Source organism: Anaeromassilibacillus sp. D41t1_190614_C2, assembly GCF_015558525.1.
In the GTDB taxonomy this organism is placed as follows: Bacteria; Bacillota; Clostridia; order Oscillospirales; family Acutalibacteraceae; genus Anaeromassilibacillus; species Anaeromassilibacillus stercoravium.
Genome location: NZ_JADMOD010000003.1, coordinates 52958 through 65619, shown reverse-complemented (window position 1 = coordinate 65619; position 12662 = coordinate 52958). Strand labels below are relative to the sequence as shown.

The following is a 12662-nucleotide window of genomic DNA, read 5'->3' as shown; positions in this document are numbered from 1 at the left end:
ATCCACAGTCAATGTATTAGCGTTTCTGTATAGCTGTGTCGCTAATCCATATACTTATTATGAAAGACATGGAAAGGGACATGGTATGTGTCATGATCGATAATAGAATAGGCAAGCGAATAAAGCAATGCCGTGAGCGTCTTGGACTGACGCAGGAACAATTTGCCGAAAAGACCGGCTTTACAGCAAACTACATTTCTACCCTTGAGCGCGGGGCCTCCTTCCCACGCTGCGAAAAACTGATCACCCTGCTCAATGCACTTGAGGTTTCAGCGGATGCAATCTTCTGTGATGTGGTTGACCATTCTACGAAGTACAAGGCGAATAAGCTCTCCGAAGAGCTTGAGACCTTGCCACTCGATGCCCAAAAGCGGATCATTCAGATGGTAGAGTTGATGATTGAGCAGGAAAAGAACAACGGCAAATGACTTCCTTCAACGAACTACGCAATTTATTGTGTGGTTCGTTTTTTTCTGACATCAATCGACATAATTCTTCACAATCATGTGCTATACTATGTATAAGCGAATGAGATACACGCGCTAATACATAGATGGAGAAAAAAGATGAAAGTGAAGAAATGTGCTTTTACCGGTCATAGACCACAGAGCCTTCCGTTCGGATTTAACGAATCGGATGAACGCTGCATTGCCCTCAAGCAAACGCTCCGTGCGGAGATTATCAGACTCATCGAACAGGAAGGCGTTACCCATTTCATCAGCGGCATGGCACTCGGCGTTGATATGTACGCAGCGGAAATTGTACTTGGTCTGAAATCAAGCTATGAAGGCATCACTCTTGAAAGCGCAATTCCATGTGAAAGTCAGGCTGAGAAGTGGACTGAGAAACAGCGAGATCGTTATTTTGAGATTGCCTCTAAGTGTGACAAGGAGACATTGATCCAGCATCACTACACCTCTGACTGTATGCACAAGAGGAACCGCTACATGGTAGATCAGGCAGACTTTATCATTGCTGTATGGGACGGCAGACCCAGCGGGACGGGCAAGACAGTCCAGTATGCCCAACGACAAGGCAAGCTGGTTACAATTATCAATCCGAGAACAATGCTTGTTGAATGAGTAATAAAGCCTCAAATGCTCCTTTTGATTGCGTTTGAGGCTTTTTCTTATAGCCCAATATGTATTGCTCTGTTAGAGGCTTCCGTCGCCTTTGTTACCGCCGAACTCACAGCCATGCACATGACCATGACCATAATACCATCGTCCATAGCGATAGCCATAATGGGGAGGACAGTTCGCACAATCGCCGGTACAATGTCCCGGATGAGAAGCATGAGAGGATGAGAGTGCATCAGCAATTCCGATTCCTGCGAAAAGCTTTGCAAAGAAGCCAATTTTAGGGGCAGAAGCAACCGGCTCATCGAAGAACTCTTCCTCGCCAGTCTCATTTTCAATTTCTTCGTCCTCGTCATCTTCAAAGAGGCGTATCTTGTTCCTCGCAGCTACTCTTCCAAGGACTTCATCATCAACTGCACCGTAAAGGTCTTCTAACTGCTCCTTTGTGAATCTGCATTTCGAGGAATCAAGAAGTACATTCATAGCTTCTGTGTTGCAGCAACCGGATAGGTCATAAATCTCTTCCGGCGTAAACTGAACTCCATACGCCACTGCTTTTTTGATGAGACGGGATGCAGCCTTTTCGTCCATGTATTCCTGAGCAACCTCGGCAACCTCTGAGGATGCACCATAAGAAGTCAGGGATGACATCCGGCTGATCTGTGTACTCGTAGTCCAGTCGTAGAACTTTTCGTAATATTGATCCCAGTCCAAGTCTGACTCCTTTCGAGTGATTGCTCTAATAATATTCCTTGAGTTTTTTCGCTTTTGATGGGTGTCTTAGTTTGCGGAGTGCTTTCCCCTCGATTTGACGGATTCTCTCACGGGTGACATTAAACTCAGCGCCCACTTCTTCAAGTGTTCGTTCGTGCCCATCGAACGCATATCTTAAACGGAGAACTCTTTCCTCTTTTGGTGTTAGTTTGCTCAGAACAGAAGCGACTTCCTCTTTAAGAGCATTCTTTTGAACAGTGGACAGTGCATCTTCATCAGAGAGAATGGTTTCTTCGGAGAGATTGCTTAATAATGCGTCAATGAGTGTGTCTCTGGGAGTGTCTTTCTCATCGTACTTCTCAAATAATTCAAGAAGATCCTCTATTTGGGCATCGGGTATCATCTGGTCAAGGATCTTTTTTGCTTCATCCGGAGAGCATTCGATTTTTTCTTGAACCATCGAAATGGCATAAGCGCATTCATTTAACCGCTCACAACCTATGCAATCATGCGCTTTCAGCACGGGGTACATAGCGAAATATCCCTCTTTCTGGTGAACGGGATAATAAATTAAAGGCCGCTGTGTACTTTGTACACGAGAAATGTTTTGAATCATCCAGAGAGATGCGTATGAAGCAAACGCTCCTGATGTATCGGGATCATATTTATCAACCGCAATTACAAGCCCTATACAAGCATATCCTATGGCATCTTCTATGTCCATATCATATGTTTCCGCTCTCTGCAATGCCACTCGCAAAGCTAATCGCAAGTGCATTTCAATCATTCGTTCTCGTGCATATGTATTGCCATCAACAATTTGATATTTGAGTTGCCTGATTTCCCCCCTTTGTGGAGGTATCACCATTCTCACATAAGATACGAAGGATTCAAGAGAAGGACTCAGTTCGATGATGCGAGTATATACTGCATCATAATCACTCTGTGCAAAATCATCAAAATCATCTTCATCGGAAGGAACATTACGAGTAGGAGCTTCGCTATAAACGAGGATTCCGCGAGTTGTAATAGAGTTGCTGAGCCAATCAAAGTCTTGAATAGGGAGGGAATATTCGTCAGCACAGTCCATGATATTATCAAATGTCACATAGCCCTGCTTTTCGGCAAGCTCTATCAGTTTTTCATATGCCGTTTGACGGTTTTCCATCCCTATTCACCACATTTCACTTAGAACAAAGCTTCAAAATATCGTCACTTGATATTTCATCGTTGAACTTCTCTTGAAACTCTTCAATAAAGTCATAAAGTCTTGTTACATACTCATCCGGCGATGATACTCCTTCAATAAGTTTTTCATAAAGGACATCTACGCCGCCGCGAACATAACTGTCAAAACGAGCTTCATCATCAGGATTTTCTCCCATGTGCTTAAATGCCTTGTCGATTCGCGCATCTTCGTTAGGCTCATAATCTTTGTCAAGCAACATGATCAATCTAAAATTGAATTGGAGTTCTTCCTGAGAATAGATAACACGATCGCCCATAACATTTTGGTTGTAGACCTGATTTGTCTCAGGATTCCGAGTATCATCTTGCTCAGCGGTTCTGCCATAGAGGAAACCGACTAACGGAGCATTTGCGTACACATCAACATTCCGATCAAATAACTTGGCTTTGCTGTTGCTGTCAAAGACGCTTGTTAAAGCATCCACACGAACAGCGTGTCTGCCACGAAAGCGATATTGTTTATCAAACATTTGCCCACCCCCTTACACCAACACAGTTTCAAATTCATTTTTCTTATCAAAGTAATGCCGACAGCCGATCTTGTCGCCCATGTACTCTTCTGCAAGTTCACCATCAGTATCCTTGATAAAGATAATAACCTGCTCCGCTGTATTGGGAAGCGCCTCACAAACAGTCTTGATACGCCGCTTATCGAAAGCAGATAGGGGAGCATCCATCACCAGAGGATAAGGTTCAGAAGACAGGAGCTTGGCATCATCATCCGAAGCGTTTCTGTTATCACGAGCCATCTTTATAATGCCGGTGATGAAGGCAAAAATTACCGAGATGCTTTGAGCGGTGGATGTTTCGACATCCCCATCATAGTCATTTGCATATACAGAAATATGATATTTCTCATCAATGGTTAAGTATAATCCACCTTCATAAATCTGCTTGAATATTTCGTTGATGGTAGTCTCCAATTTGCTGCGGATTTCAGCCTCGCTGGTGGCATAAACTTCAAGAAGTTCTTGGTAAATGCGTTCGGCGTATGCTTTGTAGATCTCAATCTTCTTGTTTTTATCATCCAACAAGGTAAGATTACGACGCTCTGTGTCTGCTCGTTCAGCCTCAGACTCATAACCGCCTTTTCTTAAAAGGATACGGTCCTTTTCGGCTCCACTTTCTCTGATAACTTTGTCGCACAGTTGAATCTCACTGTTGATTGCCCGGACTTTGCTCCGAACATCTCCACCGCTAAGTTTCCCTTCGATAGTATGTAGTTCATCTTGAAGATCAGTGACTTCTTCATCCTGCTGGCTTATCACAGCAAGATTATCACTTATATGGGAAAACAAATCCTGCTGAGCGTTGGCACGGCGCTTAGCTTCCTTTTTGAAGTCGCTAATCATATTGCTGATGGACTGAGGGGGCAAAAAGTCGATAAGCGCCTTAACTTTAGTGTATGGCACTGAGCCTTCATCCAAATGTGTCCCGCAAATACAGACTTTCTGGTTCAGCAAATATTCAATAGTCTTTGCGTGCATATACGGAATGTCCTTGCCAGTGAAGTCTCTGTCGGACAGAAGCTCAAGTGCGCGAGACATCAGTGCAACCGAGAAAAAGGAACTCATGTTGCTGTTAAAGTCCTTGCAAATTGCTTTAACAACATTTGCTTTAGAGTCCTTCGCTCTTGCTATCTTTTGGATAAGCCGTTCCTTTTGGCGTTGTAATTCTTCACCTTCTGCGTACTGCTTGATTTCCTCAGTCTTTTCAGCCTTCCGCGCACTTGCTTGCTCGATTTGACCTTCCAGTTCTTCCAATCTTGCATCAATTTTAGCTATTTCAGCTTTGCATCGTTCGATAGTCTGAGTGTACTCTTGTATTTTTGAGTTGCTGTGGGAGTCATAGCTACTCTCATAACTGCCGATAACGCCAAGTCTGGATTTCGGATTAAAATGCTGAATAGCACTGTACATAGCATTCAATCCAAGAAGCCCTTTTACTGCTTCTGCAAAGTCAGTGGCTTTCTTTCCGGTTGAAATGTCTTTACTCATCTTCTCGATTCTTTCGCCGTCAAAGAAGAAATATCTGGACAATTCTTTCGGGAGGATTCCTTTAACTTCACTTTCACATTGCGATTTTTTGACATAGGATGTATTGCCATTTGCGTCTTTAATTGCAATATCGAAGACCGTATTATCGCCCTTGACACGATTTGAGTAGTCTTTACGGTAAGTCTGCTCCCGCATGAGCGTATAATTTACAGTTCCGTGACGCAGCTTGAGAATGACTTGAACTTTGCTTTCTTGACCTGGTTTCATCTCCGCTGCGACAAGTTTGTTAAGCATATTCTTATCGGAAAACTCTGTCTCTCCATACATACACCAAAAGAATGCTTGGGCGAAGGTTGTTTTACCCGTGCCATTTTCACCAATTATGATCGTGACATTTTTCCCGTTATCGCCCTGTGCAAAGTCGATGGATTCATGACGGAACTGTCTAAAGTTTTCCAGTGTTATCGATTCGAGTAACATTGCGCTTCCTCCTCGATCTGCTTCTTAATCCATGCGACCATCTGCTGATCGGTCATAGCCCTTGTTTTGAGATTCTGATTTTCTTGAAGGATGATTTTGCGTTTCAGGCGCTCAACAGCCTTCTCGTTTATCTCAATCTGTTCCATACTCGAAACCACCTTCCTCCGATTCTTCGTCGGTAATATGATATGCCTCCTGAATATCCCAGATCAAGTTGTTTGCGTCCATTGAGTTCTGAGATAAGCGTCCAAATTCTTTTATCCTTGCCAGTTCATTCTTCACAAGGGTTAGATCTCTTTGAGCCTGTTCAGTTGTTAGCGATGACACTGAATCAAGAGGTCGGGGCAAGGTCACAAAGTCATAAATCACTGCATAAGGTTTGTTTTGCGCTTTCCTTAGTACACGCCCCCGACGCTGAATATACTCTTTGGGATTTGTTGTGCTTGCCAAGATAAAAGCAGTCCGAATACCAGGAATATTGACGCCTTCATCCAAGCACTTGATCGCCACTATTGCTTGAAGCCGATCTCCACGCTGGAATTGCTCCTTGATTGCTGCTCTCGTTTCCATATTTTCTCTGGATGTAAATTGAGCTACATCCATACCAAACTCATTACCGAGAATACGAGTTACTGCCTCGATTTGCCGAATATCTCCTGTATCAGAGGATGTATAATCGGCGTTCTCGTCCAACACATTGGTTGCACCACAGTACACCAGTATATTATTGTCGTGAATATAAGGTCTGATCTCTTCCCTGAGAGCATCAAGCTTTTCAGACGCACCAGCTACAATCCTTGCCCGTTTCAGTGCCAGAATCTCGCCATGCTTGTTGAGTTTATACTTTCCATTTTTACCTTTAATGACGCACTTCGACATTTCATAGGATAATTGCTCATAAGCTGTAAGTTCGTCATCATTTAGGTGAACAACAACAGGATAATATTTATACGGTGTGAGCTTATCTTCTTCTATTGCTCGATCCAAAGAATACTCAATGCACTTTTTCCCAAAGAAGGCATATAGGAGCGCGGTGCCTTCCTCATCGCGATGCCTTTCAAGGGTAGCCGACAGAGCCAACCGGTATGTAAAACGATCGTCTAATAATCTTGCGTAGGAAGCTGCACCGAAATTATGTGCTTCGTCAACGACAAGCAAGACGGGTGAATGTATTTTACTTATTTGTTCCTGAACATAACTATTCGTGAATGTAGCATTAGTACATACAAAACAGAAGAAACTTTTGTCTACTCGAATCTTCTGGTCCCTCACAGCTTTCGATAATCGTTGTTTCCAGTCTTTCTGTGGTGAGCTGCTATATCCGATGATGGGCTTCATATTAAAGCGGACAATATCTTCTACCCATTGCTCAACAAGATGCTGATAAGGGCAAACGATTACAACTGCAAGTTTGTCGTTCAAGTCTTCGGAAAGCTTTGAAATTGCACCAAGTCCGGTAAATGTCTTGCCTGTACCTGTTGCCATATCAAATATACCGTGATAATTTTCTCCTACCCACGAAGCAATAGCCTCTTTTTGATAATCATGTAAAGAGATATTTTCAGGTATGCGGGGTCCTATGGCTCTCGTTACGATTTCAATATTTCCGTCTTTCAGTGTGCGAATCTTTGAATCTTTCGATGGAAACTGCTCCTTATCCAAGTCAAAGTTTGGCGGGGACCTCCTGTATTTATCAATAAGAGCTTGTGATATGCTGGGAAACTCCAAGACTTTGATGTTAGGTTCACTGTCATTCCAAATAGAGAAAAATGCGTTCTCTTTTAGCCTTACGCGGTCAGTTTCGTTTTGATCGCCCCAGCTTCTAAAAACATCTATTGTTTCGTAATTGATGGACATTGCAGTTGCAGATTCGTTCATCGATCCGGAGAAGGCTACAATATTTCCTTCACCGTCTTCGATAAGTCCCATTTTTTCATGGTACATTCCAATACCGTTTTTCCCCTCTGTGTATGCAATGCGAATGTCCAAAATCCCATCTGCAATCAGGCAAGCAAGAAGATTGAGTCTCTGCATGGAATAGTAATCAACTTGCTCCCCGGTTATTTGGCGCAGAATAGCCCTTTCGATAATGCTGTTGCGTTCTGCATAACCCTTCTGAATGGCTTCTATATCTTCATCAGAGAGGTACGGAGAAGCAACAATCTGTATTTTACCTCCATTTGAAGCCATAGTTGCTATTCCTTTTGTGATCTCTACAAGAGAGGACGAAGAAAAGAAACCGACTGCTCTTTTGTAGACCTTTGCCTGTTCCAGCAATGGGATATAGAACTCTTGAACAACATTGTCTATAAGGGAACGATATTCATTTTTTACACTAACATCCTGTAAGCTCATGATGCGATCTCCTTATAGATTATCATTGATGTCATCAAGTGCTTCTCTCAAAACATCAAAGTCCTCATCAGTTGTAAAGCAGTTCACACTAAACCGTACCGTTCCTGCTGGGAAGGTATTAAGGAACCTATGCGCAGCAGGGGCGCACTGCAATCCAGTACGAACTGAAATGTTTCTTTCGCTGAATAACTGTCCTGCGGTGTCACTGCTTATGTCATTAAGCACACAAGAGACAATTCCGACATAATCTCGTCCGTCACAGTTTCCAACAACAGAAATAAAGTCATATTCGTTCAGGATCTCAATTAGTCTTGCTCTGTTTTTCAACTCTGCTGCGGCAAGATTGTTTATTCCCTGTTGCAATATCCATTTAACTGACGCATTTAGTCCAACTACTCCAATGGTGTTCATCGTACCAAATTCAAATCTCTCTGGCAACGATCCCGGCATATCTTGATTTGCAGAATCGAACCCTGTTCCTCCAAAGAAAACCGGTTCAAGGTCAATGGTTGGTTTCATTACAAACCCTGATATACCAGTCGGACCCAGCAGAGTTTTGTGACCAGCGAATACCGCAAAATCAAAAATGTCTTTCCCAATATCACAGTCAACAAGACCTGCTGTTTGAGCCATATCCAAAAGAGTAAGCGAGTGAAACTCTTTTGCAAGCGTAAATATTTCCTCGACCGGTGCAACTAGACCAATCACATTACTTGCGTGGCTGACTATGACTAAATCAGGCTTCGTATTCTCAAACTGAAATCTGATCCGTTGAATATCATAGCAAAGATCCTTGTTTACCGTTAATTCAACTACCTTAACCAAACCCATCGTTTCATAATGGTGAAGGGTGCGCGTTACCGCATTGTGTTCAAAGGGGCTTATGTATATGTTCCTTGCGCCTTTTTCGATAATTCCCTGAATGATAATGTTAAGAGAGATGGTAGCTGATGGCTCAAAGATAACCTGTTTTGCAGGGCAATGAAGAAGTTGTTGGAGGGCAGCCCTTGTATCGTCAACTATGCTCTTTGCGGAACTTGAAAATCCATAGTTGCCCCGTCCAAAGCTGCCACCGGTATGACGCTGAAACTGATCCATACTCTGATAAACGATTTCAGGTTTCGGGTAAGTAGTTGCAGCATTATCAAAGTAAGCCATCAGCTCACCTCCTTAACATAGTTTTTGCAATATTTCCATGATGATCTGACGCTTTTCCTGTTCCGAAATGGCGTGTCCCATGGAATCCAACGATTGAGTGATTTGGTTGTAGAGAAGTTTGCCACGATTGCTGTATGCTACTCGTTCAAAACTCTTAGTAGTGGCGGATCCATCAGCATTTACAAATGTTACCTTGTAGTTAGAAGAATCGGCGCTTTCTTGTACAGCTTCGCCTTCATAGCTTTCAGCGGTTTGCTTATATTGTTGGAGTTTGTTGGTGAATGTCTTGCAAGTGCCATCATCCCAGTCTTCAATCCTCAAGCCGGTCGAAGCTTTTGCAAGACGGACAATGAAAGAATCTTCATCGTTCGTGACAGTCCTAAACAAGACAAGGCATTTATCCGTGCCATCAGCAAAGATATGATTGAATACGGAAGGACTTAGAGAGTCACACCACTCCTTAATGGTAGATGCTAAGGACATTTTATTAGCCTGTGGCTCGTTCTGAGGCAGCATGAAAATCTCTTTGGTCTGAGCAATCAGAGACTTCTTCAAATCAGAAATAAGTCTGTCAATGAAGTTTTTCGATGCAATAATATTTTCTGCCAATCCAGCCGAAAAAGTCTCAGCATATCCGTATGCTTTGGGAAGCTTATCGAAAAGCAGTTCGTAGCTACTCGTATTTTGCTTCAATAGCTTTAACAATGACAAATGCCTGCTATCAATTTTTTTCCCGTTAGGCTGACATTTGATTTCTTTCGCATACTTTGGCAGAGACATCACCCAGCGTCTCATTGCATTTGCGATGTAATCGTATGTGTTTGCACCTTTTTCTGCATCTATGATATGATTTGCAAATGCTTGAGCCAACAGCTCTACAAAGTTCTCCTTTTCAGGATCCCAGTCAAGATAAGATAGGGAGAAAGATTTGGGATCGGCATTGATTTGGAGAAGAACATCTGCTGATGTAGGAACTTGTCCAAACTTATCCAATATCACGACTTGTTGTTTGTACTCATGGAGGACAACAGCTAAGTAAATCGGAATCAAGCCCTTGCGTAATCCAATATGATGCTCTGGAAGAGTAAGAGTATCGTACAGGACATCAAATCCAATTCGCTCATTATGTCTTGCACTCAGGACAAAGTTCTCGATGGTTTCTAACATATTCGCAAGGTTAGGATCGCCCGGACGCAAGTCAAGCGATGGCATTCCTCCTTGCTCCACCAATATACCTGTTCTGAGCAATGTGCTTCGCATGATAGAAACCTCTTGCCCAGTACCAGAAAGTCCCAAGTTGGCTTCAAGTTGGTTACGGAGCAGTGCAGCAACTAACTTACTCCGGCTATTGCTTGCAATATTTGTGATGACATCTCTATTTACTGCCTCATTGCAAATAATTGGGGTGAGGGAGTAAACATCATCACATATGTCAGCCATTAGTTCTGTTAGAGCAGCTTTCCGTTGTATATTGCGAATCCTGCCATTGAAAATATAGCTTGCCTTGTATTTTTCAGGGTGTGTATAAATAGACATAAAGTTACTAATCACTTCACGCAAATCTTCATACACAACATCGTACTCATCGAACAATACTGGATCGTCAGAAGCAGTCTCTCGCAAGAAAGAAACAGCTTCATATTCATGCGCAGCCTCGTCAATGCTTGTGAAATGATTAGGCAAAATAAAGATATGCCTATCACATTCTCTGCTTGTATCGAGGAGGATTTCCTTTAATTTTTTTATGGAGTCCTCACTATGTGGGATGATAGCGTAAATCACGCCATCTGCATCAATGGATTCGCTCTTAATAACCCAGTTTGTATCGGGTCTTACCTCGCTTTCGTCAATGAACACAAAAGAGAAGAAGCGAGTCATCTCTCGGTCATCGTTGTATCGGGAAGGATACATATAGTTGTCGAAGTTCGAGGCATTGAGGGTTTCTTTTACGGAAACCTTTTTTGCGTGAGATTCAGCATAATCGTGTATTTTCTGCTTAATATCTACGCCAGAGGTTTGTTTCAGTTTCAAAAAATCATTGCTTCTCTTGAGGTAGATAACATAATCACGCTCAATAAGATTATCTATGGCAGTCGTGATCTCAGGCACCGTATAAGCAGAAGAGAAAACGCCAACGATCTCATCCTTTGTGGGCTTTAGCCTATCAAATTGCCCAAGCACATAGAACAGAGAAAGCGTCTTTACGATTTTTGCCTCTAAAGACTCTTTGGAAATCCGTGACAGTATGTTTGCAGTTAAAAGATAGTTCTGGTGTATCTCACCGGCATAAACTTCTTTCTTGAAAAGCGGCTCGAAGTAGTCATAAATGACATCCGGGGTAATAAACTCAAACCTATCGTCTGAACACGCCAAGTAAGACGGTAGTGTTGCACTTCCCGCTGCGGAGAGAAAAGTGAATAGAGTGCGTTCATTCTGCGCAACGCGCTCAGATAGTCTCGGCAGAATAAATGTCGAAACAGGGTGTAAAGGGTAGCAGCCATATAATGCGATATTCAATTCATCGCTGTTCTCAGAGAATAGCGGATGGGTAGCATATCGCTGGGAAATTGCTCCAAAATCATCTTCATGTTCCTTGATAAAGGCGCTCCACAAAGTCTCATCTTTTTGAATTACGGATGAGATGATTTCATATGTCTGAGAGAAATTGTTGTTCAAGTGGATATGCTTGAAACGCTCTGACACCCCACGCCACCCATCAACTTTTTGCTTGGGCAGTTTGTCAATATAATTCGCAATTTCTTTGTGGGAAATAAGCATCAAGTGGAGCTGCATCTTGCCACTTCGATTACATTTTTCAGCAAAGTCTTGGAGCATCTTAGTATCACTCAAAGATGCTTCCGTAATATTTGCTTCAAGATATTTGCTGAATTCATCGTAAACCACATACATTCCGGTGAAGCCTTTGGACATCAAACCCTTAGCTACACTTTCGTATAGTTCAACAACATCAAAACCAAGAAAGGGATTGAAAACACTTCCTGCGGTCAGTGTCGGATAAACCCGTTCAAACTGCTCATAAGCAGAGATGTCGTAAGTAGAAAGCGCATTTATAAATGCAGCAACCGGCATATCAATAGCTGCTTCAAATGCCGTATAGGTTTCGGGAAAATCTTTTTCCCATCTTTCAATAACAGAGATAGCAGCTTTGTAATTCGTTTCCGGCATGACATCAAGAAGATCGTTATCCGAGAGCGTTCTTTGCAATGCCAGTAGGAAAGCTTGGGACAAACTTGTGTTGCTACCTGTTATTACAACCGGAAGTATTTTATTTGGACTCTCATAATAATTGAGAACACACTGTTTTAGCTTTGGGTGTTCTTCCAGTTTAGGGAGAAGTTTTTCAAATAAACGCAAGTCGCGTTTCATCAGGATTGAGAGGATAGTCAGAACGATATGTGACTTTCCTTTGCCATATGCCCCGATCAAAACACGAGAACGCTCAGTGGATGTCTCAGCAGTGCTTAGAAGGATTTCTTCAAGGAGACCGAGTGATGACTTTGTAGGTATGAAGTTTTTCAGTTTTTCATTGCTGCTCAGGTCATATCCAATATTAACCGAATACTGGAAACCTGATGCAACAGAGATCATTTTGCTCATAGTTCTATCTCCT

At 42.6% G+C, this 12662-nt stretch carries 10 protein-coding genes; 2 read left to right on the top strand and 8 right to left on the bottom strand.

The window, feature by feature from the left end:
• The first annotated feature begins 92 nt into the window (after positions 1-92).
• Both I2G69_RS04525 and I2G69_RS04520 read left to right on the top strand, forming a co-directional pair.
• Complete coding sequence (locus I2G69_RS04525; RefSeq protein WP_195560299.1) at positions 93-428, top strand: helix-turn-helix domain-containing protein; 336 nt, start codon at positions 93-95, stop codon at positions 426-428.
• A 138-nt stretch (positions 429-566) separates the two neighbouring features.
• Positions 567-1082 (top strand): SLOG family protein, encoded by a 516-nt coding sequence (locus I2G69_RS04520; protein WP_195560298.1) that lies wholly within the window; start codon positions 567-569, stop codon positions 1080-1082.
• 72 nt (positions 1083-1154) lie between these two features.
• Here I2G69_RS04520 and I2G69_RS04515 read toward each other — a convergent pair whose 3' ends face one another.
• Genes I2G69_RS04515 through I2G69_RS04480 form a run of 8 tightly spaced genes read right to left on the bottom strand, consistent with a single transcriptional unit; the run spans position 1155 to position 12649 of the window.
• The gene (locus I2G69_RS04515) at positions 1155-1793 is read right to left on the bottom strand and encodes a hypothetical protein (RefSeq protein ID WP_195560297.1); all 639 of its coding nucleotides are present in this window, start codon (positions 1791-1793) and stop codon (positions 1155-1157) included.
• A gap of 25 nt (positions 1794-1818) precedes the next feature.
• On the bottom strand, positions 1819-2961 hold the full coding sequence (locus tag I2G69_RS04510; RefSeq protein ID WP_195560296.1) for a sigma-70 family RNA polymerase sigma factor: 1143 nt from the start codon (positions 2959-2961) through the stop codon (positions 1819-1821).
• 16 nt (positions 2962-2977) lie between these two features.
• Positions 2978-3511 (bottom strand): hypothetical protein, encoded by a 534-nt coding sequence (locus tag I2G69_RS04505; RefSeq protein WP_195560295.1) that lies wholly within the window; start codon positions 3509-3511, stop codon positions 2978-2980.
• A gap of 12 nt (positions 3512-3523) precedes the next feature.
• Positions 3524-5518: an AAA family ATPase gene (locus tag I2G69_RS04500; protein WP_195560294.1), complete on the bottom strand. Its 1995-nt coding sequence runs from the start codon at positions 5516-5518 to the stop codon at positions 3524-3526.
• A complete protein-coding gene (locus tag I2G69_RS04495; protein ID WP_195560293.1) occupies positions 5500-5664 on the bottom strand; it encodes a hypothetical protein in 165 nt (54 codons plus the stop codon). Before I2G69_RS04495 ends, I2G69_RS04500 begins: the two co-directional genes overlap by 19 nt.
• Entirely contained in the window at positions 5651-7873 is a 2223-nt protein-coding gene (locus I2G69_RS04490; RefSeq protein ID WP_195560292.1) for a DEAD/DEAH box helicase family protein, read from the bottom strand. Before I2G69_RS04490 ends, I2G69_RS04495 begins: the two co-directional genes overlap by 14 nt.
• A 12-nt stretch (positions 7874-7885) precedes the next feature.
• A complete protein-coding gene (locus I2G69_RS04485) occupies positions 7886-9031 on the bottom strand; it encodes an aminotransferase class V-fold PLP-dependent enzyme (RefSeq protein ID WP_195560291.1) in 1146 nt (381 codons plus the stop codon).
• A 12-nt stretch (positions 9032-9043) separates the two neighbouring features.
• Complete coding sequence (locus I2G69_RS04480; RefSeq protein ID WP_113998535.1) at positions 9044-12649, bottom strand: restriction endonuclease subunit S; 3606 nt, start codon at positions 12647-12649, stop codon at positions 9044-9046.
• Positions 12650-12662: the final 13 nt, after the last annotated feature.

Excerpts from the sequence above, each read along its gene's own strand:
- I2G69_RS04525 (WP_195560299.1), top strand. The coding sequence starts at position 93 with ATGATCGATAATAGAATAGGCAAGCGAATAAAGCAATGCCGTGAGCGT.
- I2G69_RS04485 (WP_195560291.1), bottom strand. The coding sequence starts at position 9,031 with ATGGCTTACTTTGATAATGCTGCAACTACTTACCCGAAACCTGAAATC.
- I2G69_RS04490 (WP_195560292.1), bottom strand. The coding sequence starts at position 7,873 with ATGAGCTTACAGGATGTTAGTGTAAAAAATGAATATCGTTCCCTTATA.
- I2G69_RS04480 (WP_113998535.1), bottom strand. The coding sequence starts at position 12,649 with ATGAGCAAAATGATCTCTGTTGCATCAGGTTTCCAGTATTCGGTTAAT.
- I2G69_RS04500 (WP_195560294.1), bottom strand. The coding sequence starts at position 5,518 with ATGTTACTCGAATCGATAACACTGGAAAACTTTAGACAGTTCCGTCAT.
- I2G69_RS04520 (WP_195560298.1), top strand. The coding sequence starts at position 567 with ATGAAAGTGAAGAAATGTGCTTTTACCGGTCATAGACCACAGAGCCTT.
- I2G69_RS04505 (WP_195560295.1), bottom strand. The coding sequence starts at position 3,511 with ATGTTTGATAAACAATATCGCTTTCGTGGCAGACACGCTGTTCGTGTG.
- I2G69_RS04495 (WP_195560293.1), bottom strand. The coding sequence starts at position 5,664 with ATGGAACAGATTGAGATAAACGAGAAGGCTGTTGAGCGCCTGAAACGC.
- I2G69_RS04510 (WP_195560296.1), bottom strand. The coding sequence starts at position 2,961 with ATGGAAAACCGTCAAACGGCATATGAAAAACTGATAGAGCTTGCCGAA.